Origin of the sequence: Pseudomonas sp. PA-6-3C, assembly GCF_021605825.1 — a bacterium.
Lineage (GTDB): Bacteria > Pseudomonadota > Gammaproteobacteria > Pseudomonadales > Pseudomonadaceae > Aquipseudomonas > Aquipseudomonas edaphica.
Window position 1 is genome coordinate 1 of the sequence record NZ_WKDV01000022.1, and the last position, 25618, is coordinate 25618.

Below are 25618 nucleotides of genomic sequence, written 5' to 3' on the forward strand. Positions count from 1 at the left end.
GGCGTGGGCTGCGCCGGCACGGTGGAGCGCAGGTAGTAATTCTGTTCCGTACCCGCGGTCACGCCCCCTCTGAACAAGTGATAGTCAAACGCACCAGCAGACACGGGGCCAGCCAGCGAGAACGCACCGACGCTGCTGGTTGCGCCCTGGGTTGCCTGTACCACCTCAATGCCATCCTTCACGGTCAGCGCACCTGCACCGCCCAGGTTGGTGATGCTGATCGCCGTGGCGCCCAGCAGGGTGCCTTGGCTGACCACCAGTTTGTCGCTGGGTGAGTTATCCGCGCCCAACATCGTTTGCAGCGCCAGCCGACCGCCCGTGCCGATGTAATTGCCGTTGACCGTCAAGCTGTCGGTCGTGCTGGAACTGTCGGTACTCATATCGATCAGACCGGCGTTGTTCAAGGTTGCCAATTGTCCGGACGTGAAGGGCGCGAGAGTGCCCGTTGTGACGATCAATCTGCTCGTTGCATCAATGCTCATTGCGCCGGTACCGGTATCGCTGCCTCCCAATACGAATGTGCCACCGAGTGTCAGGGCCGACCCATTGACCATAGACACCCGCTCCCAGCCGGTGTAGCGGCTCGGGACGCTGGTTTGCGTTGCGTCAAAGGTGAGGGTGTCGTTACCCGCGCCGCCGTCCAGTTGGGGGGTGGCGGCCAGCAAGGTTTCGCGGAGGTTTTTCAGCAGGGCAGAATCATCATCGGCACCCATGAGAATTGCCCCGTTGATTGTTCCCCCGTCGGTCCAAATGAACTGATCGGCGCCGAAGCTCGTGAGGATTTGGCCGTTGACCCTGCCACCGCTGACCTGGATCAAATCCACGCCGGCGCTGGTGCTGATGTTGCCGCCGATGGTGCTGGTGCCCGAGACGAGAATGGTGTCCCTGCCAAGCCCTGTGACAAGGTTGCCGACGATGGTGCCGCCGCGCATATCGAAGACGTTGTTATCGAGTTTCATGTCGACCCGGCCGATGGTGCCGCCGGTCATCAATGCTTGATCGCCGTCTTCAAAGGCGCCCTTGATGGTGCCACCACTCATAACGAATGTGTCATGGCCGTCGCCTTGGGCCAGTGACTCGACAGTGCCATCGCGCATGACAAAACTGTCAATGCCCCCGCCCTGGATGATCGCCCCCGCGTGCCCACCGTTGATCTGCACCAGATCCACACCATCGCCCTGGGTAATGGACCCCGTGACCGCGCCCAGCGTCAGACGAAACGTATTCGCACCGTCGCCCTGGTGCAGCATCCCATTGATTGCCGCTGTCGCACCGTTGATGTCAACCAGATCGTTGCCGGCCCCCAAGGTGACATCACCGTTGAGGGAGCCGCTGCCGCTGAGGTTCAGCGTGTTGTTGCCGGCGGTGTCGGTAAAGCCCGGCGCGGCGCCGCTGTTGCAGGTCGAGGTGTCATTGCCGGCGGTAATGTTGATCGTGCAGGCGCCAAGCGACGGCAGCGGCCACACCGCCATCAACGTGATACCCAGGTAAGTCAGAAAAACTGGCAGTGTGCGCATGACGGCTCCTTGTCCGAAGGAAGTTCCCGCACCTGAGCAATCAGGTGCGGTTCAAGCCATGGGAAGGTAGAGCGCGATACGGAGCAGGCACGACGGGTTGCCTGTTCTACGAAAACACCGGCGAATGCAAGGGGTTGGCATGGCTTTCTCGACTGCACATCAAGCTGTGCAGGCTTTTTGCACCTTAGTCGCAGAGTGAGCCGGGTGCTACTGTGAGAACTGACAGGTACAGGCGAGTGCTGGCCTAGGCAAACACGATCTCATAGGGCTCACGCATCCGCTCCAGCAACTCCTGGGCAAGCATGGGCGCCAGGCCGATCTCCGGGTCGCCGACCAATTGGCTGGCATACGCATGGGCGGCGTGAAGCTTGCGCGCAACGCTCCAACTGTCCAGGCGCACCTTGCGCGCGCGATGCCAGGGGATCACCGAGCCTTCACGCAGCGGCCAATGCCAGGCCCATATCGGCAGTTCATACAGGCGCGCGCCGGTGAGCTGGCAGGCTTTGGCGCTGGCTCGGCCGACGGCGTCATGGTCGTCCTTGCCGTCGTGGCGCCAAGTGGTAAACACCACGTCGCCCGGTTGCAGATAGCGCGCAATGAACTGGCTCATGGGCTGCTCGCGGGCGGCCAGGGCGTCGTCGCAAAAGCCGCCGCGAATCCACTTAAGGCTGTGCAGCGGCATCCCCAGGCGCCGCAGCGCTTCAGCGCTTTCCTGCGGGCGGATCACACTCAGGCGGCTTGCCGGCCAGGCATTCGAGCCTGGGTGGCTGGCGCTGCCATCGGTGATCGAGATCAGTTGCAGTGGGTGGTCGAGGGTGCTGAGCAGTTGCAATAATCCGCCACACGCCAACACCTCATCGCCGGGGTGAGGCGCGATGACCACCACGCGCGCGCCGCGTGGCACCAGGGAGGAGGGCTTGATAAAGGGGATTTGCGCCAACTGTGGCGCACTGTTCCAGATTTGCGCAGGGCCGCGACGGCCCTCACTTAATGAGGCAGATTTCATCGGTGTCACGTCCTTGTCGAATGATGCCGGGTCGTACCCCGTTGACGGGACGACGCTTTTGTACTCAGCACAGGCTCCGCTGCGATGAACTGCGGCCATCCAACCCTGGATGACCAGCAAGGCGATTTCAGCATAGTCAAGGATTCGGCGTTTTTACATCGTGCAGGGTCGAAATATTCAGGTGGCCTGCATCAAACTCTTCAAGTAATCACCAAAACCGCCTTGGGCACGGCAGTCCAGGCGTGCGCTGGTAATTACCTGTGGCGTATGACTCCAGGCGATTGAAGCGCCGCAGCGCTCCAGGTTGCGCACCAGTTGCACATCTTCGTGGCAGGCCAACGGTTCGAATCCGCCGGACTGCACATACGCCCCGGCACTCACGCCCAGGTTGGCACCGTGAATATGGCGATGGCCGTCGCGAGCCTCATAGGCTTGGGTGTAGCGGATTTGGGCTGCCACGCAGAAGCCTTCGCTCCAGTCGTCCACCGTCACTGTGCCGCACACAGCATCGGCGCCCAAGGCCAGTTGCGCCACCAACCAGTCGGGGGCGACACGGCTGTCGGCGTCGGTGCACGAAATCCAGCGCGCGCCCTGGTTTAACAAGTGCCGCGCACCCACTCCGCGCACCTGCCCGACGTTACGTGCCTGCACGTGTAAACACTGCACCGGATACGCCTGGGCAATCGCCGCACTGCCATCGCTGCAGCTGTCGAGCACGGCCAGGATCTGCACAGGCTCACCCAGCAAATCAGGGTGGCTGGCGGCAATCATCGCGGCTTTGAGGCACTCGCCCAGCAGCGCTTCTTCGTTATGCACCGGGATCAGAATGCCGATCATCGCAAGCCCTCATGGGTGGCGACCGAGGTGCCGTCACGGCTCCACAGGTCGAGTAGAAAGTCACTGTCGTGATGCTGGACGAGGTGGGCCATGCCCAGGCGTTGCGCGAGCATTTCGTGCACCTGTTCGGCCGTTTGCGGGCAGCCATCGATGCGCGGGCGCCAGTGGCACGCGAGCAGTTGGCCGTTGTCGGTCAGTGCGTTGAGGGCACAGTCGATCAAGCGCTGTAAATCCTCGGCATCGAGGTAGTAGCAGAGTTCGCTCAACACAATCAGTTCGAACTGGCCGGGCGGCCATTCCTCAGGCAAACGGCTTTGATGAACCTGGGCGTGGCTGAACCCCCGCAATCGGGTTTGCGCCAGCGCCACGGCAGCGGCGGCCGTGTCGCAACACACCAGGCGCTCGCAGCGCGGCGCCAATTCGGCACTCAGCTCGCCGTTGGCGCAGCCGGGTTCAAAAATCGAGCGATAGCGGGGCCGTGTCAGCACCGCCAGGGTGAGTGCGCGTTTACGCTGTTCGTACCAGCGCTGGCGAAAGGCCCAAGGGTCGTCATTACCGGCGAACAGTTGATCAAAATAGGGTGTGGCCACACTCATACAAACACCACTTCAAAAGGTTGCAGCAAACGCTCCACCACATAGGGTGCCAGCACCGGTGCCAGACCCACTTGCGGGTCGCCTTCAAGTTGGCTGGCAAAGGCGTGAATGGCATGCCGTTTGCGCGCCACCGCTTCAGGTGTCAGCACGATTTTGCGCGCTCGTTGCCATGGCACCTGGCTGTCTTCGGGCGTTGCCCAATGCCAGGTCCAAACGGGCAGTTCGTACAGGGTCGCACCTACCGCCTGCGCCGCTTTGGCGCTGGCGCGGCCAACGGCTTCATGGTCGCAATGCCCGTCTTCGCGCCAGGTGGTGAACACCACATCGGTGGGCTTGAGATACCGCTCTATGAACGCGCTCAACTCATCTTCACGGGCCGCCACCTGGCTGTCGGCAAAGCCTGCGCGCAGCCACTGCAAACTGTGCAATGGCAGGCCGAGACGGTGCAGGGCCTGGGCCGACTCCTGCGGGCGCACGATGCTCAAGCGCTCGACCGGCCAGCGCCTGGAGCCTGGGTGGCTGGCGCTGCCGTCGGTGACGGAAATCAGTTGGATCTGCCGGTCCAGCAAGGCCAGGCCTTGCAGCAGGCCGCCGCAGCCCAGCACTTCGTCGTCCGGGTGCGGAGCAATAATAACGGCGCGATGCCCCGCAGGCACCAACTGCTCGACACTGATTTGCGGCAATTGGGCCATATGGGCTGAACCCTGCCATTGATGCAACGGCGTGCCCTGGCCAACGATCGGGTTGAGTTTCATAACAGCCACCTACCTGTGGGGTCGTCCGCAACCAGCTTTCCCAGCGCCGCCAGGTCACGCTCGGCGTGGCTTTGACGTACATATACGGGTAAGTCCGCCATCAATTGGGCGAAATGCGGATCTTTGCAGTAAGGCCCGGCACCCACCGCGCGCCCGACGTGATGAATGACCTGCTCGACGGTATCCTCGACGCACGCCCGTGCCTGTTGGGCCAGTTGCCGCGCATTGGCGCGAGGGTGGCGGTCAATCTGCTCAGCACCGTCGCGCAGTACACAGGCGGCGCTGTTGAGCACGCTGTCGACCGCGCCCAAGTGCGCCAGCGCATGCTGTTCGGGACGCTGGCTGCAATGCGCACGCAGCACCTCAGCCAGACGTTGCGCACCGCCATACCAGCACGCGGCGATACCGACGCCGCCGTGCCAGAAGCCAGGCCGTGACAGGTAGTCGCCCGGCTCGCCAACTGCGATGCCGCGGGCCTCATCAAAGATGATTTCGACACTGCCGGTGGCCGCCATGCCCACGGCTTTCCAGCCTTCGTGGGTGACGGTGACGCCGGGCTGGTCCATCTCGACCGCCACCAACTGTTGGCGGTCGTTTTCGTCCCAGGCGGTCAGCAAGCCATGGCTGACCACCGCTGCGCCGGAACACCAGGCTTTACGCCCATCGACGATCAAGCGCTGGCCGTCGCGGCGTACGCGTACCTTGGCCGTCGGCGGTTCGGCGGCCCACATGCCCCAAACACTGCCCACGGGCGGCAAGGGGCTGTCGAGCTCGGCGATAATCGCCAGGGCGTCGGTGTGACCTTCGAACAGCTTGCACAGGCGCAGGTCATGACCTGCCACCTGCGCCAGCCGGCTGAAGCGTTCCAACGTCTGGCCGCTGCCAGGTAATGGCAGTTGGTCCAGGCCTTCTTCCTGAAGCGCCTTCAGTGCAACGCCCAGCGCCTGCGTGTCGGCGTAGCTGCGGTTGCCTTGAAGGAATCCATGCAGAGCCATCTCACACCTCGTCGTCGCGTTGCAATTCGAACAGCAGCAGTGAGCGTCCGGTCACCGCGTACTCGTGCTCGAAGTCAAAACGCTCCTGACCGCGCACTGCGGGGGCGTTGGTATCGAGCATGCAGGTCCAGAATTCACCCTGGGGCACTGGCGGCAGGCGGAAATTCACCATGTCGTGGTGGGCGTTGACCACCAGAAGCAAGGTCGCATCACCCCCAGCGCGACGAATCCCGGTTTCCTGGGCGCGGCCGTCCATCAGCATGCCCAGGCAGCGGCCATGGCTGTCTTGCCACTGTTCGGTGCTCATCTCGTTGCCATCCGGCGCCAGCCAGGTGACGTCTTTTACGCCGAGGTCTTCGTTGTAGTCGCCCACCAGGAAACGCCCACGGCGCAGAATCGGGTAGGCCAGGCGCAATTTGATCAGGCGTTTGACGAACTTGAGCAGTGCCTTGCCGTCGTCGTCCAGGTCCCAGTTGACCCAGCCGATCTCGCTGTCCTGGCAATAGGCATTGTTGTTGCCGTGCTGGGTGCGCGCGAACTCGTCACCGGCCACGATCATCGGTGTGCCTTGGGCCAGCAGCAGCGTGGCGAAGAAATTGCGCATCTGGCGCAGGCGCAGGGCGTTGATTTCCGGGTCTTCGGTGGGGCCTTCGACGCCGTGGTTCCAGGACAGGTTGTTGTTGCTGCCGTCCTGGTTGTTTTCGTCGTTGGCCTCGTTGTGCTTGTCGTTGTACGACACCAGATCGTGCAGGGTGAAACCATCGTGGGCAGTGATGAAGTTCACCGAACTGTAAGGCCTGCGCCCACGGTGGTTGAACATCTCGCCCGAGGCGGTCATGCGCCCGGCAAAGTCCGCCAACTGGCCGTCATCGCCTTTCCAGAAGGCGCGCACGGTGTCGCGGAAGCGGTCGTTCCATTCCACCCAGCCGGGTGGGAAGTTGCCCACTTGGTAGCCGCCGGGGCCACAGTCCCAGGGTTCGGCAATCATTTTCAGCTGGCGCAGCACCGGGTCCTGGCGGCAGGCCACAAGGAAGCTGTGGCGCTCGTCGAAACCGTCGCGGTAGCGCCCCAGAATGGTCGCCAGGTCAAAGCGGAAGCCGTCCACGTGCATTTCGGTGGCCCAGTAGCGCAGGGAGTCGGTGACCATTTGCAGCACGCAGGGGTGGCTCAAGTCCAGGGTATTGCCGGTGCCGGAATCGTTGATGTAGAAGCGCTTGTCGTCGGGCATCAGCCGGTAGTACGAGGCGTTGTCGATGCCGCGCATCGACAGGGTAGGGCCGCGCTCGTTGCCCTCGGCGGTATGGTTGTAGACCACATCGAGGATCACCTCGAGCTTCTGCTCATGCAGGTGCGCGACCATCTCCTTGAACTCGGCGATCTTGCCGCTGGCCAGGTAACGCGGGTCAGGCGCAAAGAACGCGATGCTGTTGTAGCCCCAATAGTTGGTCATGCCTTTTTGCAGCAGGTGCTGGTCGTTGACGAAGGCATGCACCGGCAGCAGTTCGACGGATGACACGCCGAGCTGGCGAATATGTTTGAGCACGTCATCTTCCATCAGCCCGGCACAGGTGCCGCGCACCGACTCGCCCACCGAAGGGTGGCGCATGCTGATGCCACGCAGGTGGGTTTCGTAGATGATCGTGCGGTCCCATGGCACCCGTACCGGCTGGTCGTTGCCCCAGGTGTGCGCAGGGTCGATGACCTTGCACTTGGGCACAAAGGGCGCGCTGTCACGTTCGTCAAAACTGAGATCGTCATCCGGGTGGCCGATGGTGTAGCCGAACAGCGCCTCGGACCATTTGAGTTCACCCACCAGCTGTTTGGCATACGGGTCGATCAGCAATTTGTTGTGGTTGAAGCGGTGACCATTGGCCGGGTCATACGCACCGTACACGCGGTAGCCGTAAATCAGCCCGGGATGGGCGTCGGGCAGGTAGCCGTGGAAGATTTCGTCGGTGTATTCGGGCAGTTCGATACGTTCAAGCTCGACCTCGCCGGTATCATCGAACAGGCACAGCTCGACCTTGGTGGCATTGGCTGAGAACAGCGCAAAGTTGACACCCAGGCCATCCCAGGTGGCGCCTAGAGGGAAGGGCAAACCTTCACGAATCCGCGACGGCTCGTTTTCCGGCGTGGCTGGGTTGTTATCGGGTTTGCTCATTAAATTGCTCCTGCAAGGGTCTTTTTTCGGGCCAAGCGCTACCGTGCCGACGGTTGCTCAGCTGGCGCACTGAAAAGTAAAAAGGGCCTCCTGGCGACAGTGTCGGCAGGAGGCGCGTGGGCTGTTAAGGCTTGGGCTTTTTCGGCGCCGCAGGCTTTTTGGCCGCTGGCGGTGCGGGCTTGCTGGCCGCCGGGGCCGGCGGCTTGGCTTTTGGCGCAGGCTTGGGAGCGGTCTTGGGTTTGGCCGCAGCTTTGGGTTTGCTTGGGGTCAGCGCTTCGGCTTCGGCTAATTTACGCGCCATCTCCCAGTGGCGTGCATCTTCACCGTGGGGCTTGCCTTCGGATTCCCAGATCTGATGCGCCAACTCGCGTATGCGTTTGTCTTCAGTACTCATCACAATACTCCTCACAGAAAATTTTCAGCTTTCTTGATCATCGGGATTGATAAAGACATTGACCGGGAAATCCCCCAGGGCAGCGCTGATCAACAGCTCCTTGTTTGGTGTGACTGCGCCTGTATGAAAAAGTCCCTTCCAGTTTTGTGTTGTGGTGGCGAACGGTAATTTCACCCGCGTATCGCCCCAAACCTGCGCATTGATATGGGGTTGTTCACCGTTTTCCAGCAGGCGATGGGGCCAGCGTGGCACCACCACCAGCAGGTGTTTGCCTTGATACGTGCGGCAAAATGCGACGACGTGATCGGCGTGTTTGCCTACCACTTCCAGCGGCGTGTAGCTGCCGCGTTGGAAGCGTTCGGCGTTGGCCTTGCGCACGGCCAGCACCTGGGCAATCAGCGCCTGTTTGATACGCCCGTCGCGCCAATGGGACAACAGCTCGCCGACGTCCGGCGGTGTGTTCAACGCCTGTTGCCGTGCGTTGAAATCCACCGGGCGGCGGTTGTCCGGGTCTACCAGGCTGAAGTCCCAGAACTCATCGCCCTGGTACAAATCCGGTACACCCGGCACGGTGATACGAAGCAAGGATTGCGCCAGGCCGTTCAGTGCGCCCGCCGGGGCGATGGCCTGGGCGGCGCTGCCGATGGCGTTGCGTAACGGGGTGCCGGCATCGCTGAGCAACAGGCGTGACAGGAAGGCATCGACCGCCTGTTCATAGGCTTCGTTGGGCGCGCTCCAACTGCTTTGCAACTTGGCTTCGCGCAGGGCTTTTTGCTGCCATTGCCACAGGCGTTGCTGGTAACCCTGCATGTCCGGGTTGCTATCCAGCGGCCAACTGCCGAGCAGCACTTGGTAAAGGATCAGTTCATCGCCCGCCGACGGGCTGTGTGCATCGTCGCGCAACGGTGCGGCGAGGCGGCGCCAATGCTCGACTTGTTCGACGTACCAAGGTGCGCATTCACTCAGTACCGCCAGGCGCGCTCGCGTGTCTTCGCCGCGCTTGTGGTCGTGAGTGGCGTTGGCCAGCAGGTTGTCGGGGAAGGTCTGCAGGCGCTGTTGATTGGCCGCATGAAAGTCCGCCAGCGGTGCACTGAACTGTTCGGTGCTGAAGCCCACATCGTTACGCGACAGTAGCACCGCCGAGCGGTAGAAGGCGGTGTCTTCCACGGCCTTGGCCGCCGCCGGCGACGTGAGCTGCTGGAAGCGCACGCAGGCATGCTTGAGCATCTTGCGTTCACGCCCGACCGGGCGGTTGCGCCACGGCTGGCCGCCCAGCCATTTTTCCAGGTGGTCGAGCACCGGCCAGTCGCCTTCGCCCAAGGTGCTGCGAGCACCGGACAAGGCTTGCAGGAAAAACACATCATCGTGCGCACTGCGCCCACGGGCACTGATATAAGTGCGGTACACCGGGAAGTGCACGATCAGCTCCTGCAAGGCACGGCGGATTGCGCCCAGGGTCAGGTCGCGGGTCATCACGTCGTCGCGGGCCACTTGCAGCAGGGCCTGGGCCACACTCTCGAAGTCACCGGCCAGGGAACCGTTGAGAATCTGCTGGCGGGCCAGCCAGGCTTCTTCGATAAACGCGGCGGGCCGTTCACTGTGGCGCGTCCACAGCTCCGCCAACGGCGCAAAGCCTGTCGGGTCGTGCTGCAACAGCGACAGCTGGTTCATGAATTCATAGCCGGTGGTGCCATCCACCTGCCAGTCTTCGCGCAGGGTTTCGCCTTCACCGAGGATTTTTTCTACAAAGATCGGCAAATGCCGCGTTGGCGAGAGCGAGTCCACGCGCCTGCGCAACTTGCGGCAATACCCGCGTGGGTCAGCCAACCCGTCGATATGGTCGATGCGCAAGCCGTCCACCAGCCCTTGGCTGATCAGCTCGAAAATCTTGCCGTGGGTGGCTTCGAACACGGCGCTGCGTTCTACGCGCAGGCCGCCGAGTTCGTTGACGTCGAAGAAGCGCCGCCAGTTGATATCGTCCGCTGCGGTGCGCCAACTGGCCAGCCGATAAACCTGTTGTTCCAGCAAGGCGTGCAAGTGATTGAAGCCGTCCGGCTGGCGCCCATCAAATTCGGCCAGCTGGCGTTCGATGGCGTGCAGCACCGAGGCTTCGGTGGCCCGTTCGGCCAGCACGTGTTTGAGCCAGCCGGCTTCGGTGTAGGCGTCATCCTGGTAGGCAAGGGCGCTGAAACGCTCGGCCAGGGGCTTCAACAATTCATCGCCGCCCAGAATCATGGCGTAGTCACGCGGGCAAATCGGGAAGCGGTGCTCGTAATGCTCGACGTAAAAACCGCCCTGCACGGCATCGAACTTGAGCGCCAGGTTGCCGCTTTGCAGCGCTTCACCGTAGTCGCTGCCCAGAAACGGCATCAGCAATTGGCCCTTGAGCAGCGGGTCCGGCGAGTGCCACTGGATATCGAAAAACTCACTGTAGGGACTCAGGCGGCCCCATTCCAAGAGGTCCAGCCACCACGGGTTGTCTGCACCGCCGACGGCCATATGGTTGGAGACGATATCGAGGATCAGCCCCATCCCATGCTCACGCAGTGCCGCAACCAGCCTGTGCAAGGCCGGCTCGCCGCCAAGTTCGGGGTTGACGCGGGTCGGGTCAACCACATCGTAGCCGTGCATGGAACCGGCGCGGGCGGCCAGCAGCGGCGAGGCATACAGGTGGCTGATGCCCAGTTGGGCGAAGTAGGGCACCAGGGGCACGGCATCATCCAGGGTGAAGCCTTTGTGAAATTGCAGGCGCTGGGTCGCGCGCAGGGGTAATGCGTTCATCGGTCACGCTCATGGGCCTGGTTGCGCGCCACGGCCAGCAGCTCCAGGCGGCGGGCGGCGCTGTCGTTGTCGAGCAGGCTGGCGGCTTCACCCGGCAGGCGGCGGCGCCAATTGGGGTGGGTGTCGGTGGTGCCGGGCAGGTTGGCTTGTTCCTCGATGCCCAGCGCGTCTTCCAGCGGCAACAGCACCAACGGCGCGCGGGTGTGGCCCAGGTAGCGCACGCTGGCGTCGAGCATGTGGTCGGTGTCATTGCGGATTTCATCGACGAAGTTCTGCGGGTCCTGGCTCAAGGCCTGGCGCAGCGCCTGGCGTTCGCGCAGGCGGTGTTCGCTCCATTGCTCCACGGTGGGCGCATCAATCAGGCCCAGCTGGATATTCCATTCGATATCGCGGCTGTGCCACCAGCCGTTGAGGGTTGGCAAGTCGTGGGTGCTGGTGGTAGCCAGGGCGTTGTCCGGCCAGTCGAGGATCGGCTTGAAGTGGCCGTCGTGGTTTTGTTCAAAGAGTAAGACGCGCATGCCCAGGATCGAGCGGCCGCTGAGTTTTTCGCGCAGGCCATCGGGCACGGTGCCCAGGTCTTCACCGAGCACGATGGCCTGGTGGCGGTGGGATTCCAGCGCCAGCAGGCGCAGCAGGTCATCCACCGGGTAGTACAAATACGCGCCTTCGCGCGGCGTAGCGTCCATGGGGATGACCCACAGGCGTTGCAGGCCCATCACATGGTCAATGCGCAGGCCGCCGGCGTGGGCGAAGTTGGCCCGCAGCATTTCGATAAAGGCGCGAAAGCCGTTGCGCTTGAGACCTTCAGGGGAAAACGCCGAGATGCCCCAGCCTTGACCCGCGCGGTTGAGAATGTCCGGTGGCGCGCCGACGGTAAGGTTGGCGAGTAGCTCGTCCTGCCGGCTCCACGCCTGGCTGCCGCCGCCATCGGCACCGACCGCCAGGTCTGCGATCAGGCCGATGCCCATGCCGCTGCCACGCGCGGCTTGTTGCGCGCGCTCCAGGCTGCGTGCGATCAGCCATTGGCAGAAGGCAAAATAGCCGATCTCATTCGTATGGTCGGCGGCAAATTGCGTCAGCGCCGGGCTCTGAGGCGAGCGCCATGCTTCGGGCCAGTGGCGCCAGTCGAGGTCTTCACCGGCGGCGGCACGCAAGGCTTGCACGGCTTCAAAGCGACAGTGGTTCTCCAGGGCTTCGCCGCCGGCCTGGCGAAAGCTCAGGAAGTCGGCGTGTTGCGGGTGCTGGCCGTGGCGGAAATCTTCATACAAGGCACGCAACAGGCGCTGCTTGGCGCGGGCGGCGGTGGGCCAGTCGATCAAGGTGAGCTGTTCCAGGGCGTGCAGCTCATCCGTAAGGTCCAGTGCCTCGATGGCGTTGCGCACTTCGCGCTCGCCAAGGATGCAGGCGGGCGAGGCGTACAGGCTGTTGAGGAACAGGCGGCTGGAAGGTGAGTAGGGGCTGTAGCGCTCGGTGTCGGCGCTGAACATCGCATGCATCGGGCTGATGGCCAAGGCATCGGCGCCGCGTTCGGCGGCGCTGCGGGCCAGGTGCTCCAATGCCAGGGTGTCACCGAAGCCGCCGTCACCCAGGCGGCGCAGTGCATACAGCTGCGCACTCAGGCCCCAGGCGCGGGCCGGTTGGCTGTCGACCGCTTCAGCGACGCTGTAGCAATGGGTAGGGGCCACGGCCAGGGTGAAGGTTTGGTCGTCGATATGCACCTGGTGATAACCCAGCGCGATTACGCCGGGCAGTTCGGCATTGCCGTCCAGGCGCAATTCCAGGGTTTCGCCCTGTTCCAGGCTGACGCGGCACGGTGTGTCCGGGGCGAAGTAATGCGCGAGGTCCAGACCCACGCCGGTGTCCACGGTCATCAGCGGTGGCAGGTGCTTGTCTTGTTGCACCCGTTCCATTTCGAGCAGGCTGGCATTGATCTCGGCGTCAGTATCGGCCGGGTGGCCCAGGCCTTTGAGGACGGCACGCAAGGCGGCGGGTTCGACATGTTGCGGACGGCCGTTTGCGTCGATCCAATCGACGGCCAGGCCCGCGCGGCTGGCGAGTATTTCCAGGTTCGCTTCGCTCAAGGGTGATCTCCAACAGGGGATAAGGCGACGCGTGCGCTGAACGGCGCCAGTTGCGCGCCTTCATGGGCAGACGTCTCGAATAGCAGGTGCGGCGGCGCCGGGTGATCCAGCGGCGTGGCACCCAGGTTCAGGTCAATCTGCAACAGGCTGCCGTTGCCCAGGCGCCAGCGCGCGGTGACGGCGCCGTCGGCCAGTACCTGCGCGCCCAGGGCCACGCTGCCGGGCAAGTGCGGCACGATGTGCCGATGGCGCAGGCTCAGCAGCTGACGGTAAAGCTGCGCGTGTTCGTGCTCGGTGAAGCGGGGCGCCGACTGCAGGAAAGTCGGCAGCGCATTCGGGTCGGGGATCTGTTCGCGCCGCTCAGGGTCTTTAAACGCGGCGAAATCGGCAAATTCGTTGCGTCGGCCCTCGCGCACGGCTTCGGCCAGCTCACCGTGATGATCGGTGAAAAACAGGAACGGCTGCTCGGCGTTGACTTCATCGCCCATAAACATCAGCGGAATCATCGGCGACATCAGCAGTAAGGTGGTGGCCGCCTTCAACGCCTGGGGCGAGCACAGTTGGTGCAGGCGCTCGCCCAGGGCGCGGTTGCCGACCTGGTCGTGGTTTTGCAAAAACGCCACGAAGGCGCTGGGTGGCAGATCACCACTGGGTTCGCCGCGCGCATGGCCGTGACGGGTGGTGTGGCCTTGGTAGATAAAACCTTCGCCCAGGCAGCGCGCGAGCTTCTCGGTGGGGTCTTGTGCGAAGTCGCTGTAATACGCATCCGTTTCGCCCGTGAGCAGTACGTGCAGTACGTTATGGAAGTCGTCATTCCACTGCGCATCAAAGTCGTGCTTGAGCAGGCGGGCCTGGTTGAGTTCGTTTTCCAGCACCAGCCATACGTGCCGGCCGGTGTCCACCTGCTGGCGTACCCGTTGCGCAAGTTCCTTGAGGAAACCGGGGTTGTCGATGGCGTGTACCGCGTCCAGGCGCAGGCCGTCGAAGCGGTACTCGAGCAACCACATCAGTGCGTTGTCGAGGAAAAAGTCGCGCACCTCACGGCGATCAAAATCAATCCCGGCGCCCCACGGCGTGTGCACGTCTTCTTCAAAGAAGCCTTGGGCGTACTGGCCCAGGTAATTGCCATCGGGGCCGAAGTGGTTGTAGACCACATCCAGGATCACCGCCAAACCGTGTTCGTGGGCACTGTCGATCAGGGCCTTGAGTTGTTCGGGGGAGCCATAGGAGGCTTGCGGGGCGTAGGGCAGCACCCCGTCGTAGCCCCAATTGCGCTCGCCGGGAAATTGCGCCAGCGGCATCAGTTCAATGGCGGTCACGCCCAGTTCGGCCAGGCGTGGCAGGTGCTTTTGCACGCCAGCATAGCCACCCAGTGCGCCCACATGCAGTTCGTAGATCACCGCCTCATGCCAAGGGCGACCTTGCCACTGGCTGTGTCGCCATTGATAGGCGAGGGGGTCGACGACCACGCTCCAGCCGTGCACGTCGAGTGCCTGGGCCCGGGATGCCGGGTCCGGCACGTCCTGTTCGCCATCAATGTTGTAGCGGTAACAAGTGCCCGCCGGGCACTCGGTTTCTACCTCGAACCAGCCATCTGCCTGGGGCAGCATGGCGATGGACTTGCCGTCTTGCAATTCAACGCTGACATAAAACGCGTCTGGCGCCCACAAGGCAAAACGCGTGTGTTGCGCGTCCAGCATGATTGCGCCGTGGGGCCAGGTTTCCAGAGTCCGTGACGGCATCTATGAAGACCTCCCTTTTTTGAAACAACAACCAAAAAATTACTTCGTGGGTTTCCCCAGGGCCTTGGCCACCAGTTGCTCGTATAGCTCGGCGTAGGGTTCCACCGCCTGGCACCAGTTGAACGGTTGGGTCATGGAGCGGCTGCGCATGGCGTTAAGCAGGCCTTTATTGGCAAACACCCTGAACGCGCGGCTCAGTGCTTCTTTATAGCTCTCGACAGTGGACTCATTGAACAGGAAGCCGGTGACGCCATTTTCGATGGTGTCCGCCAAGCCGCCGGTATTGCGCGCCACCGGCAGCGAGCCGAAACGCTGGGCGTACATCTGGCTCAAGCCACACGGCTCATAGCGCGAGGGCATCAGCAGGAAATCGCTGCCGGCGAACATGCGCCGTGCATCGGTTTCGTTGAAGCCGATGCGCACCCCGACCTGGCCAGGAAAGCGCAGGGCGAGTTCGCGCATGGCGTGTTCTTCTTCCGGCTCGCCACGGCCGATGATGGCGATCTGGCCACCGTTCTCGACAATAAAGCTGCTGACCGCTTCGGTCAGGTCCAGGCCTTTTTGGTACACCAGCCGTGATACCACCGCGAACAGCGGGCCGCTGGACTCGTGCAGGCCGAACAGTTCGCGCACATGGGCGGCGTTCACCGCCTTGCCTTCCCAGTCGCCAATATTGAAGTTATGGGTCAGATGCGTGTCGGTGGAGGTTTCCCAGCTTTCGTCGATGCCATTGGGAATCCCGCTGAGCAGGCCTTGCTGGGTCTTGCTGGCGAGGAAGCCGTCGAGGCCACAGCCGAATTCCGGGGTGGTGATTTCCTGGGCGTAGGTCGCACTCACGGTGGTGATATGGCTGGAATACGCCATGCCCGCCTTGAGGAACGACATCTTGCCGTAGAACTCCATGCCTTCCTGTTGCAGGGCATGGGGTGGAATGCCCAATTCCGGGGTCGACGCCAGGCTGACCACCCCCTGGTAGGCGAGGTTATGAATGGTGAACAGCGTGGGGGTGCGCGACCCACGCCAGTGCATATAAGCCGGCGCCAGGCCAGCCGGCCAGTCATGGGCGTGCACCAGGTCCGGGCACCAGTGGATCTGCGCCAGGTTGGCGGCCATGTCGGCGGCGGCCAGGCCCAGGCGAGCGAAGCGGATATGGTTGTCCGGCCAGTCGCGGCCGTTGTTGGCGCCGTAGGGCGTGCCTTCACGTTCGTAGAGCTCGGGGCAGATCAGCACATAGATGACCAGGCCATCCTTGAGGTCCATGCGCCCGATCTTGCACGGCGGCAGCGCTGCGTGCCCGCCCAGCTCGCCAATGATATGGATCGGGTTGTCACTTTCCATTACCTGCGGGTAGCCCGGGATCAACACGCGCACATCATGCAGGTGCGCCATGGCGCGGGGCAGGGCAGCGGAGACGTCGCCCAGGCCGCCGGTTTTCACCAGGTCGGCGAATTCGGACGTCACAAACAGGACTTTCTTACGATTAGGGTTCTGACTCACGATCGGCCGCACAGTGTTGGGCAGGTCGGCCAACGAAGTCGGTCCCCCTGCCGGCTGACTAAAACGCTCTCCCTGAGTATCGACTGCAGCACTGATCATAGTTCTCTCCTACATGTTTGGTCGGCTGATGGCCCGCTGCCATCAGCTCCGATTGGCCACATCCTGCGGCCAGGCGCACAAGCACAGTACAAGCTGGCAAGGCGTATGCCAGTTGCACCCATTGCGAAAAAAGAGTGGATGGACGGGCGTTCGGCTGAAGCGCCTGCGCTCGTCTCCCTTAAAAACTTGACCTGCGGCAGAGTTGTAAAGTTTCGATTTTTTGCGGGGTTTTTGTTTTGAAACGGACCCATCGGTCATCAGTCTAGGACAGATCCCAGAGACTGTACGGTTTCTAGGGGTTTTTTGTAGGACAAAAAACTTGTAACGATATGCACCGTTCGGAACTTGCGGTGATTCTGGGAGAACGGCGGGTAATTGAAGTGAAAAGAGCTGGTGTGGCGAGCAGGCTTGTTGTGGCGAGCAGGCTTGCCCTGCGTTGGGCTGCGCAGCAGCCCCATAATGAGCACACCCGGCCTATCTGATGCACCGATTGGGCGATTTGGGAGCGTTGCGCGCTCCAACGCAGGGCAAGCCTGCTCGCCACAACAAGCTTGCATGCCACAACAAGCCTGAATGCCAAGACAAGCTTGCTTGCGATGCCGCTTATAGGCTGCGAAACGGCGTCCCGCTGGCCCAGGCCTGAATGTCCTCGATCATCTGCTGATAAAACTGCCGATAATTCTGTTCACTCACATACCCGACGTGGGGCGTGGCCAACACATTCGGCAAGCGCCGGAAGGGATGATCAACCGGTAGTGGCTCTTCGCTATACACATCCAATGCGGCCCCCGCCAGTCGCCCGGCCGATAACGCCTCGATCAGCGCCTGCTCATCCACAATCGGCCCACGTGAGGTATTGACCAGGCGCGCACTCGGTTTCATCCAACCCAGCGCCTGCGTATCCACCAGGCCGCGACTGCGCTCACTGAGTACCAGATGCACGCTCAGAATATCCGCCTGTTCGAACAACTCACGCTTGCTGACCCAGCTCACACCCGCCTCTGCGGCCCGCTCCGGCGTAAGGTTCTCGCTCCAGGCAATCACGCGCATGCCAAATGCCTGGCCAAACTGCGCAACCTTCTGGCCGATGCTGCCCAGTCCGAGAACCCCCAGGGTTTTGCCATACAGATCGCCACCCAGCCCGACCTGCCAGCCGCCGGCGCGCAGTGAGTTGGCTTCGGCCAGCAGGTTGCGGGTCGAGGCCATGATCAGCGCCCAGGTTAACTCCGGCGCCGCCTGCTTGTAGCTGTCGGTGCCGCACACCTGGATGCCCAGGGCTTTAGCCGCGGCAATGTCGATGGCCGCGTTGCGCATGCCGCCGGTCACCAGCAGTTGCAGCTTGGGCAGGCCTTGTAACAGGGCCTGATCGAAGGTCGAGCGCTCGCGCATCAGGCAAATCACGTCGAACCCCTGCAAACGTTCAACCATCGTGGCGGTATCGGCGGGGTAATCGTGCAGAAAATGCACCTGGCCCACCGCCGCCAATGCCGACCAATCCACCACACCACTGGCCACATTCTGCCAATCATCAATGACTGCGATCTGTACCGACATTCAGGAGTGCCTCGAAAAAGGTTGGATTAAAGGGCATTCAACCCCTGTAACAGTGCCTTATGAAACTGCGCCGGTTCTTCCATCTGCGGTGCGTGGCCCAGGCCCGGGAATTCCACCAGGGTCGCATGGGGGATCAGCTTGGCCACCTGCTTGCCCAGCACGTCGTAGTGACCGAGCCTGGCCTTGACCGCCGGCGGCGCGATATCGCTGCCAATGGCGGTGGTGTCGGACGTGCCGATCAACAGCAGCGTGGGCATCTGCAAATCCTTGAACTCGTAGTACACCGGCTGGGTGAAGATCATGTCGTAAATCAGCGCCGAGTTCCATGCGACCTGGGTATGGCCCGGGCCATTATTGAGGCCGGCAAGCATGTCGACCCAACGTTCGTATTCCGGCTTCCAGCGCCCGACGTAGTAAGTGTTGAGTTCATACTGGCGAATGCCGTCGGCGCTGAGTTTCAACTCGCGCTCATACCACTGGTCGACGCTGCGATACGGTACGCCCAAGGCTTTCCAGTCTTCCAGGCCGATGGGATTGACCAGTGCCAACTGCTCGGTTTGTTGCGGATACAGCAGTGCATAACGGGTGGCGAGCATGCCGCCGGTGGAATGGCCGATGAGGGTGGCCTTCTGAATGCCGAGTTTCTCCAGCAGTTGGTGGGTGTTGATCGCCAGTTGCTGGAAGCTGTACTGGTAGTGGTCCGGTTTGCTGGAGGTGCAAAACCCGATCTGGTCCGGCGCGATCACGCGGTAACCCGCTTCGCTCAAGGCCTTGATCGATTCTTCCCAAGTGGCGCCGCAAAAGTTCTTGCCGTGCATCAACACCACGCTGCGGCCATTGGCACGGCCCTTGGCGGGCACGTCCATATAACCCATTTGCAGGGTTTTGCCTTGGGACTGGAAACTGAAATGTTCGACCGGGTAAGGGTATTGAAAGCCTTGCAGCTCGGGGCCATAGGTCGTGGCAAGGGGAGCAGCGGCGAGGGCGGGAGCGGCGCTCGCCGTGAGCAGGCCGGTGATGCAAAAGGCGCGGATTAGAGACATGAACAGGGCTCCGGAAGGAATGCCCGGATGCTGTTGCGAGGGGATTAAGTGGGGATTAACACCCAGTGCAGGGTCAGCGCCGCCAGCACGCCATAACGCAGGCTCTTGGCCAGCGTGACCAACAGCAAAAACCGCCACAGCGGTTCGCGCATTACCCCAGCGACCAAGGTCAGCGGGTCACCGATGATCGGCACCCAACTGAGCAATAACGTCCAGTGCCCCCAGCGTTCGTAATGGCGACTGGCCTTGTCGAGCTGCTTTGCGCTGACCGGAAACCAGCGGCGATCCTTGAAGTGTTCAACCCAGCGGCCCAGCCACCAATTGACCACCGACCCCAGGACATTGCCCACCGTCGCAATACCCAGCAGCAGCCACAGGCTATAGTGGCCGCTGAGCAATAAGCCAACCAGCACGGCTTCCGATTGCAGTGGTAACAAGGTTGCTGCGCCAAAGGCGGCAAAAAACAGCCCCAGGTAACCGGCGAGCATTAATCAGTGGGCCGGGTAGTCGGCCACCACCACATCCTGACCGTCGCGCGTCAGGCCGATGACCTGGTAGGCCTCGCGGCGGTCGCCCATTTCCATACCGGGCGAGCCCATGGGCATGCCGGGCGCGGCAATGCCCAGCAGATCATCACGTTTGCGCAGTGCCAGCACCTGCTCGGCGGGCACATGGCCTTCGACGAACTTGCCGTCGATCACGGCGGTATGGCACGAGCCCAGGCGCGGCGCTACGCCCAGGCGCTGCTTGACGGCGCTCATATCGGCTTCGACATGGTCATTAACCTTGAAACCGTTGGTTTCAAGGTGACTGATCCATTTTTTGCAGCAACCGCAGTTGGCATCGCGGTGCACGTCGATTGGGATCAGGTCGGCCGCCTGGGCCAGTGTGGTGGTGAACAGGGCGCAAAGTAGGGCCAGTCGGAGGGGGTTTTTCATGTGGGGCTCGTGGGCAAGAGGACGGCGTCGGGATTTTGCGGCGATCATGACGACGTCATCGCAGGCAAGCCAGCTCCCACAGGGTGAGCGGGGTGCCAGTAATGTTTCTAAATTATACGAAAGCCGCGTTTTCAAGGCGGTGCTTGAGTTGGTCCAGCGCAATGGTCGACAGGTCGATCATGCGCGCGTGCAAGGTGGCCAGTTGCAATTCGGTCTCGTAGGTGAGCACCCGTTTGAACAGCGTGCCGCCACGGTGGGGTTGCAGGAAGTAGTGAATCGAACCGTCTACCGCGAGGGAGGTGAACACGGTCTTGAATTCACTGGGGCGGCGGGCGATTTGTACGCGATAGCTCATGGGGACGCGCACGCCCAGCAGGTCGATGATTTCGGTAAAGCGCGTGCCGGCCGGCAGTGAGCCGGTGGTGCCGGTGTCGGCACTCAGGGAGGTGGGGTGCCACTCGTGCCAGCGATCCGGCTGGGTCACATAGTCGTAGATGACCTCGATTGGCGCTTGGATGAAGCGTTCCTGACTGATCCGCTCCAAGCGGGCCGAATGCTCAGCTGCATGCATGACACACCTCCTGTGTGGCGAGAGTTTGTCCTGAGAACTGTCAGAATAGTCCCACTCCCGCGCATTGCACGGGAGTGTCTCAGTCTTTTATCAGCGCACCTTGAAGCGGCCCATCAATGCAATGACCCGGCCATTGGCATCCAACAGGCTCTGAGTGTTGGTTTGGGTGGCGTGGCCACTTTCTACCAACTCATCGACCATCTGTCGGATCTGCACCATGCTGCGGTTGATCTCCTCGGTCACCGCGCTTTGCTGCTCGGCCGCCGTGGCGATCTGGGTGCTGAGGTTATTGATATGGCTGACGGAACCGGCCATCTCATCCAGCCCGGTGTTCACCCGTGCCGTGGCATCCGCGGCCGACTGGCAACTGGCCTGGGTGTTTTCCATGGCCGCCACCGACGAACTCACGCCGGTGGTGAGGCGCGCGAGCATCTCGTTGATCTGCGAGGTGCTGGCCTGGGTGCGTGCCGCCAGCGCCCGTACTTCATCGGCCACCACCGCAAAACCACGGCCTTGCTCGCCAGCCCGCGCTGCTTCAATGGCTGCGTTAAGGGCCAGCAGGTTGGTCTGGCCGGCAATCGCGCCGATCACGCCGAGGGTTTCGGTGATGCGTGCAGCGTCCTGGCGCATGGCCTCCACGGTGTGGGTGGCGCTGGCGACTTCGCCGATCAAGGCGCTGACACTGGTGGACGCTTCGCCCACCACCACGCGGGAGCGGTCGGCATGCTCGTTGGCGCGCTGGGTGAACGAGGCGGTTTCCGCCGCGTTTTGCGCGACGGTGTCGGCAGTCGAGCTCATTTGCGTGATGGCGGTAACGGTCTGGTCGGTCTCCGAGGCGTGGCGCACCAGGATCTGGTTGGTGTGGGCCGATGTCTGCTGCAGTTGCGCCAGGCTCGACGACATGGCGCCCGTGGCCTGGGTGACCTCACCAATCATGTTCTGCAGGTAGACGATAAAGTGGTTGACCGAATGGCCGATCGCGCCCAGTTCGTCTTCGGCGCGAATGGTGATGCGCCGCGTCAGATCGGCGTCGCCGGCGGACAAGGCATCGATATTGGTCTTCAACGACTTCATGCGCTGCACCAGTTGGCGGATCGCATAGGCGGCCAGCAGCACCAGCAGCAACACCATGGGAATTTGCAGCAGGGCCAGGCTGCCGAGCACGTCATCACGCTGGGCAGTGATCAACGAGGTCGGCAGGGCGGTGGCGAGGAACCACGGCGTGCCCTCGATCGGGCGCAGGTAGAAGGTGCTGGCCACGCCCTGGTTGTCGAACTCGTTACGCACAAGCCCTTGGTCACGATGGGCCAGGGCTTTACTCACTTGGGCGGCAAACGCCGAGGTGCTGGCCAGTTCGCTGATGTTCTTCAACACCACCGGGCCGCTGATGCGCGAACTGTTGCTGATGATCTTGCCGTCGCCTTCAACGATGAGCATCTGGCCGCCGATGTCTTTTTCCTTGCTGGCCACCAGCTCATTGAAGAACCCCAGGGTTACGTCAATGGTGGCCACGCCATAGGCTGCGCCATCGCGCTGAATGGCCATGGCACAGTTGGTGCGTGGCTCCTGGCTGGCGTCGTCCTTGTAGGCGGCGGCCCAGGCGCACTGGCCGCGCGGCGAGGCGAGGCCGCCTTTGTACCAGCTCTGGTCGTAGTAGTTGGGCGCAGCGTCGCTGTTCCAGAACGTGTTGACCGCCAGTTTGCCCGACGCATCACGGTGCCAGAAGGTGCTGAACTTGTTGCGCCCTGGGGCGCGCTGGTTGGGCAGTGGCCAGATACCGCCGCCGAAGACTTTCAGCTCGCCATACTGGTCCACCAGGCCGGGCAGCACCTTGTCGATGGCATCGCTGTCGAGCAGGGGAATGGTTTGGGTGATGCTGCGTTGTTGGGCTTGAACCTTGTTCAGTTCGCCCTGGATGCGCTCAGCCACTTCGGCGACGCGGTTGAGCACCACCTGTTCTTCGGTATGGCGCAGCGTGGGGGCCACCAACTGGCCGATACCGACGACGGTCAACACCAATATCAGCAGGACGAACAGCACCAGAAACAGGGTGTAGCGGGTTTGGATGGAGCGCAGAGGGGGCATGGGATCGTCCTTACGAAGCGTTATTATCGACGCGGCTTTGTTAGAGCTTCGTAGGGCTATCGGCTTGGAGAGAAGGAGCTTTAGGTACGATGGTGCAAAGTGAGTGGGCAACGGTGACCTTGCCGGTGTTCGCCATTGCAAGGTCACCCCTTGAGCTGACCTTATTGGCCAGTGGTGCTCGGTTTCACCTCAGTGAAAGCCGAGCCTTGCGTGGTGTCGAAGTGATCATTGGCGCCAGCGAAAATACGGTCCTTGCTCCGATTATTCCGAATGCGGTCATTACCTTCGCCGGTGAAGAACGACGTACGGTCATGCCCCACCAATTCGTCGTCGCCGCCTTCTCCGTGCAGGTAGTTGTCCCCACTCCCACCCAAGAGCGTGTCGTCGCCGGGACCACCATTGAGAAGGTTCCATTTATGCGCGCTGCTGAACCCGGCCTGGAGGTGGTCGTCGCCAGCCTCGCCGAACAGAATGGTAGGGCCGCTGCCGCCGTACAGCCTGTCGTTGCCGTCGCCACCTTGTGCAACGCCAAAGCCACTGCCCAAGCGCAGCGTATCGTTGCCGTCTTGCCCAAGGAGTCCGGTCGGGCCTGCGCCGGCCTGGAGTCTGTCGTCACCATCACCCCCCTCGATTAACACGTAATGCTTGACGTCATCCTCGACGATAACTGTGTCATTACCGCCATTGGTCTTGATCAACAGGTTGTTGTTCAAGCTTTGTTGGGGTGGGAGATCGACCACATACGACTGTCCGTTGACGATGAACTGCAACTTGTCACCTGGCCAGCTGCGCACGCGAATGATGTCGTCGTCGTTACCGGTTTCCACCTTAAGTTGATTGGCAACAATCTTAGGTTTACCGGGGTACGCCGTGCTCCAGGTGATTTCGCGGCTAAAGGTCACATCGCCTTTTTGGAGCAGTATGTGTGTCCTGACGTCGCGCGCGCCCGGTGACAGGTCGGCGGGTGGATCATAGGGTGAAGGTTTGGGCTTGACCGGCTCGACGCTTGGCACAAGGTGACGCGCGGTTGCTGGGGCGTGAGCGTAGGGAGAGAGCATGGTGATGTCCTTCTCGATAACCAAGGTATAAACCTGACCGCATGTCAGGGCTCCTCTTACGTGGGCGATCGATGCAAGAGCGTTCCTGGCAACCGCGCAGAGCTGGCGACTGGATATGTCGTTCGTCCGGTGATGATCGGCCGTAGAGGGTCAGACCAGGTAGCGCTTGCGCAAAGGCCGGTCCATTTCACGACTGGAGGTATAAACAGGAAGCTTCTCTCATCGCCTAAAACGGTCGGATCGCAATACACCACCGCCACATCGGCACGTGAGCCGGGCCTGTTGTGTGGTGCGTTTTCATGCGATTTCCAGCTTTCCTGTTTGCTAATTCCGCCATTGACCTTTGCGATAAGCCCCAGGCTGCTGGCCGGTGGTCTTGTAGAACGCCCGAGTAAACGCTGCCACCGACTGATAACCCACCGCCAGTGACACATCGGCCACGGTCATGTCTTCTTTGAACAAGCGGCAGGCATGGCGCATGCGCATCATCAACAGCACCTGCCCCGGCGATTGCCCGCACAGCTCGCTGAAACGCTTGAAAAATGCCGAGCGCGACAAACCGGTGCAGGCTGCCATGCTTTCCAGGGTCCATGGGTCTGCCGGTCGGGCGATCAATTGCTCGAGCAACTCGGCGAACGCCGGTTGTCGGCCCAGTGCCGCCAGACCGCCCAGTTCGCTGTTATCGATGACTTGCTGACGCAGCACATACAGAAACAATAAATGGCACAAACGCTCGAGCAATGCCGAGGAGGGCGCCGGGACGCGCTCGCACTCTTGCAGGATCAATTCGAACAAATTACGCGCAGCAGTAAGCGATGGGTCGCCGGCGCGCAGGATGATCCAGGCGGGCAAGCCGTCGACGATCATCGCCGACAAACCGGAATGGAAGTGAAAAAAACCGCAGACCAGGCCGACGCCATCGTCGGCGTTGCGGTCCAGCGCCAGCATCGGTCGGCGCGGGCATTCCTGCGCTGCCGCGGCCGTGGCCTCGCCAGACAGCCGATACTCGAGGTCACGCAGCAGAAACACCGCATCACCATTATTCAGGTGATGGGGAAGGGGTTCGCCGTCAATATGCAACCAGCATTGGCCCTGCACAATCAGGTGGAAACTCGCGCTGGCCAGCCCATGGGTGCTGGCATGCCACGCGCCGCAATAGCGGCCGACATGGAACAGGCTGGTGTTGAGTTCGAGGCTGTCTAATAACCAATCAACGAGCGCACTGGACGAATTCATCTAACGGAAAGACTCTAGAGCAAGTAATCGCTACTTTAGCCTATTGAGGCGTTTTTTTATAACCAACAGACTTAGGCGATGAACCCATCAGGAGACCACTCCATGTCCCGTGTACCGTTGCTCACCCCCGAAACCGCTCCGGAAGCGGCCAAGCCCTTCCTGGAAAATGCGCTCAAAGGCTCGGGTTTCATTCCCAACCTGCTCGCCGTGTTGGCCAATGCACCGGCGGCGCTGGAAACCTACATCACCGTGTCCGGGCTCAACGCCAAGTCTCAGCTGAGCCTGGCCGACCGCGAAGTGGTGCAGCTGATTGCCGCCACCACCCACGGCTGCGATTTCTGCGTGGCCGGCCATACCGCTGTCGCGCGCAATAAAGCCAAGCTGCCCGAAGACGTGATTGACGCCCTGCGCCAGCGCGGTGAATTGCCCAACGCCCGTTATGAGACACTCGCCGCCTTCACCCGCGAAGTGATCGCCACCCGTGGCGATGTCAGCGACGCGGGTTTTGAAGCGTTCCGCGCCGCCGGTTATACCGAGGGCCAGGCGCTGGAAGTTATTTTGGGCGTCAGCCTGGCAACCCTGTGCAACTTCGCTAACGTGTTTGCCCGTACCCCGCTGAACCCGGAGCTGGCGCAATACCGTTGGGAAAAACCGGCAAGCTGAATCGGCGAT

General features: G+C 61.9%; 20 protein-coding genes and 2 pseudogenes. 1 reads left to right on the forward strand and 21 read right to left on the reverse strand.

Going from position 1 to position 25618, the window contains the following annotated elements; genetic code table 11:
• From GIW48_RS15995 to GIW48_RS16090, 21 genes and pseudogenes are all read right to left on the reverse strand, one after another.
• A pseudogene (locus GIW48_RS15995) lies at positions 1-1517 on the reverse strand (autotransporter outer membrane beta-barrel domain-containing protein); the annotation flags it as partial.
• 244 nt (positions 1518-1761) lie between these two features.
• Positions 1762-2523 (reverse strand): PIG-L deacetylase family protein, encoded by a 762-nt coding sequence (locus tag GIW48_RS16000; RefSeq protein WP_017138922.1) that lies wholly within the window; start codon positions 2521-2523, stop codon positions 1762-1764.
• A 177-nt stretch (positions 2524-2700) separates the two neighbouring features.
• A complete protein-coding gene (locus tag GIW48_RS16005) occupies positions 2701-3360 on the reverse strand; it encodes a glycosyltransferase (protein WP_170037617.1) in 660 nt (219 codons plus the stop codon).
• Positions 3357-3956 (reverse strand): SAM-dependent methyltransferase, encoded by a 600-nt coding sequence (locus GIW48_RS16010; protein ID WP_099549662.1) that lies wholly within the window; start codon positions 3954-3956, stop codon positions 3357-3359. Before GIW48_RS16010 ends, GIW48_RS16005 begins: the two co-directional genes overlap by 4 nt.
• Complete coding sequence (locus GIW48_RS16015; protein ID WP_099549663.1) at positions 3953-4711, reverse strand: PIG-L deacetylase family protein; 759 nt, start codon at positions 4709-4711, stop codon at positions 3953-3955. Before GIW48_RS16015 ends, GIW48_RS16010 begins: the two co-directional genes overlap by 4 nt.
• Complete coding sequence (locus GIW48_RS16020) at positions 4708-5706, reverse strand: acyl-CoA dehydrogenase family protein (RefSeq protein WP_236462504.1); 999 nt, start codon at positions 5704-5706, stop codon at positions 4708-4710. The genes GIW48_RS16015 and GIW48_RS16020 overlap by 4 nt, the downstream gene beginning before the upstream one ends.
• Before the next feature lies 1 nt (position 5707).
• Positions 5708-7867: a glycogen debranching protein GlgX gene (glgX, locus tag GIW48_RS16025; protein ID WP_017138917.1), complete on the reverse strand. Its 2160-nt coding sequence runs from the start codon at positions 7865-7867 to the stop codon at positions 5708-5710.
• Positions 7868-7991: 124 nt separating this feature from the next.
• Positions 7992-8261, reverse strand: coding sequence for a DUF2934 domain-containing protein (locus GIW48_RS16030; RefSeq protein WP_017138916.1), 270 nt, complete (start codon positions 8259-8261; stop codon positions 7992-7994).
• Between the two features lie 24 nt (positions 8262-8285).
• Entirely contained in the window at positions 8286-11042 is a 2757-nt protein-coding gene (locus GIW48_RS16035) for a malto-oligosyltrehalose synthase (protein ID WP_236462508.1), read from the reverse strand.
• Positions 11039-13123: a 4-alpha-glucanotransferase gene (malQ, locus tag GIW48_RS16040; RefSeq protein ID WP_099549667.1), complete on the reverse strand. Its 2085-nt coding sequence runs from the start codon at positions 13121-13123 to the stop codon at positions 11039-11041. The genes GIW48_RS16035 and malQ overlap by 4 nt, the downstream gene beginning before the upstream one ends.
• A complete protein-coding gene (gene treZ / locus GIW48_RS16045) occupies positions 13120-14865 on the reverse strand; it encodes a malto-oligosyltrehalose trehalohydrolase (protein ID WP_186616843.1) in 1746 nt (581 codons plus the stop codon). Before treZ ends, malQ begins: the two co-directional genes overlap by 4 nt.
• 39 nt (positions 14866-14904) lie before the next feature.
• Positions 14905-16461, reverse strand: coding sequence for a glycogen synthase GlgA (gene glgA / locus GIW48_RS16050; RefSeq protein ID WP_169986213.1), 1557 nt, complete (start codon positions 16459-16461; stop codon positions 14905-14907).
• Between the two features lie 603 nt (positions 16462-17064).
• Positions 17065-18015, reverse strand: coding sequence for a D-2-hydroxyacid dehydrogenase family protein (locus tag GIW48_RS16055; RefSeq protein WP_236472913.1), 951 nt, complete (start codon positions 18013-18015; stop codon positions 17065-17067).
• A 26-nt stretch (positions 18016-18041) separates the two neighbouring features.
• Positions 18042-19058: an alpha/beta fold hydrolase gene (locus GIW48_RS16060; protein ID WP_236462751.1), complete on the reverse strand. Its 1017-nt coding sequence runs from the start codon at positions 19056-19058 to the stop codon at positions 18042-18044.
• 44 nt (positions 19059-19102) lie between these two features.
• Positions 19103-19546, reverse strand: a complete 444-nt coding sequence (locus GIW48_RS16065) for a YqaA family protein (protein WP_017138910.1) — start codon at positions 19544-19546, stop codon at positions 19103-19105.
• A 3-nt stretch (positions 19547-19549) separates the two neighbouring features.
• Positions 19550-19996, reverse strand: coding sequence for a DUF411 domain-containing protein (locus GIW48_RS16070; protein ID WP_099549672.1), 447 nt, complete (start codon positions 19994-19996; stop codon positions 19550-19552).
• A 112-nt stretch (positions 19997-20108) separates the two neighbouring features.
• A complete protein-coding gene (locus GIW48_RS16075) occupies positions 20109-20567 on the reverse strand; it encodes an SRPBCC family protein (protein WP_017138908.1) in 459 nt (152 codons plus the stop codon).
• A gap of 90 nt (positions 20568-20657) precedes the next feature.
• A complete protein-coding gene (locus GIW48_RS29930; protein WP_370589404.1) occupies positions 20658-21503 on the reverse strand; it encodes a methyl-accepting chemotaxis protein in 846 nt (281 codons plus the stop codon).
• A 15-nt stretch (positions 21504-21518) separates the two neighbouring features.
• Positions 21519-22652: pseudogene (locus tag GIW48_RS29935) on the reverse strand (HAMP domain-containing protein); the annotation flags it as partial.
• A 161-nt stretch (positions 22653-22813) separates the two neighbouring features.
• Entirely contained in the window at positions 22814-23710 is an 897-nt protein-coding gene (locus GIW48_RS16085; RefSeq protein ID WP_236462755.1) for a calcium-binding protein, read from the reverse strand.
• Positions 23711-24034: 324 nt separating this feature from the next.
• Positions 24035-24946: an AraC family transcriptional regulator gene (locus GIW48_RS16090; protein WP_176992154.1), complete on the reverse strand. Its 912-nt coding sequence runs from the start codon at positions 24944-24946 to the stop codon at positions 24035-24037.
• 102 nt (positions 24947-25048) lie between these two features.
• On the opposite strand from GIW48_RS16090, the gene GIW48_RS16095 reads away from it, so the two are divergent.
• The gene (locus GIW48_RS16095; protein WP_236447628.1) at positions 25049-25609 is read left to right on the forward strand and encodes a carboxymuconolactone decarboxylase family protein; all 561 of its coding nucleotides are present in this window, start codon (positions 25049-25051) and stop codon (positions 25607-25609) included.
• Positions 25610-25618: the final 9 nt, after the last annotated feature.

Coding starts and splice junctions, on each gene's coding strand:
- GIW48_RS16065 (WP_017138910.1), bottom strand. CDS start 19,546: ATGCTCGCCGGTTACCTGGGGCTGTTTTTTGCCGCCTTTGGCGCAGCA.
- GIW48_RS16060 (WP_236462751.1), bottom strand. CDS start 19,058: ATGTCTCTAATCCGCGCCTTTTGCATCACCGGCCTGCTCACGGCGAGC.
- GIW48_RS16030 (WP_017138916.1), bottom strand. CDS start 8,261: ATGAGTACTGAAGACAAACGCATACGCGAGTTGGCGCATCAGATCTGG.
- GIW48_RS16055 (WP_236472913.1), bottom strand. CDS start 18,015: ATGTCGGTACAGATCGCAGTCATTGATGATTGGCAGAATGTGGCCAGT.
- GIW48_RS16075 (WP_017138908.1), bottom strand. CDS start 20,567: ATGCATGCAGCTGAGCATTCGGCCCGCTTGGAGCGGATCAGTCAGGAA.
- GIW48_RS16005 (WP_170037617.1), bottom strand. CDS start 3,360: ATGATCGGCATTCTGATCCCGGTGCATAACGAAGAAGCGCTGCTGGGC.
- GIW48_RS16090 (WP_176992154.1), bottom strand. CDS start 24,946: ATGAATTCGTCCAGTGCGCTCGTTGATTGGTTATTAGACAGCCTCGAA.
- GIW48_RS16000 (WP_017138922.1), bottom strand. CDS start 2,523: ATGAAATCTGCCTCATTAAGTGAGGGCCGTCGCGGCCCTGCGCAAATC.
- treZ (WP_186616843.1), bottom strand. CDS start 14,865: ATGCCGTCACGGACTCTGGAAACCTGGCCCCACGGCGCAATCATGCTG.
- GIW48_RS16070 (WP_099549672.1), bottom strand. CDS start 19,996: ATGAAAAACCCCCTCCGACTGGCCCTACTTTGCGCCCTGTTCACCACC.
- GIW48_RS16015 (WP_099549663.1), bottom strand. CDS start 4,711: ATGAAACTCAACCCGATCGTTGGCCAGGGCACGCCGTTGCATCAATGG.
- glgA (WP_169986213.1), bottom strand. CDS start 16,461: ATGATCAGTGCTGCAGTCGATACTCAGGGAGAGCGTTTTAGTCAGCCG.
- glgX (WP_017138917.1), bottom strand. CDS start 7,867: ATGAGCAAACCCGATAACAACCCAGCCACGCCGGAAAACGAGCCGTCG.
- GIW48_RS16020 (WP_236462504.1), bottom strand. CDS start 5,706: ATGGCTCTGCATGGATTCCTTCAAGGCAACCGCAGCTACGCCGACACG.
- GIW48_RS29930 (WP_370589404.1), bottom strand. CDS start 21,503: ATGATTGGTGAGGTCACCCAGGCCACGGGCGCCATGTCGTCGAGCCTG.
- GIW48_RS16035 (WP_236462508.1), bottom strand. CDS start 11,042: ATGAACGCATTACCCCTGCGCGCGACCCAGCGCCTGCAATTTCACAAA.
- GIW48_RS16010 (WP_099549662.1), bottom strand. CDS start 3,956: ATGAGTGTGGCCACACCCTATTTTGATCAACTGTTCGCCGGTAATGAC.
- GIW48_RS16085 (WP_236462755.1), bottom strand. CDS start 23,710: ATGCTCTCTCCCTACGCTCACGCCCCAGCAACCGCGCGTCACCTTGTG.
- GIW48_RS16095 (WP_236447628.1), top strand. CDS start 25,049: ATGTCCCGTGTACCGTTGCTCACCCCCGAAACCGCTCCGGAAGCGGCC.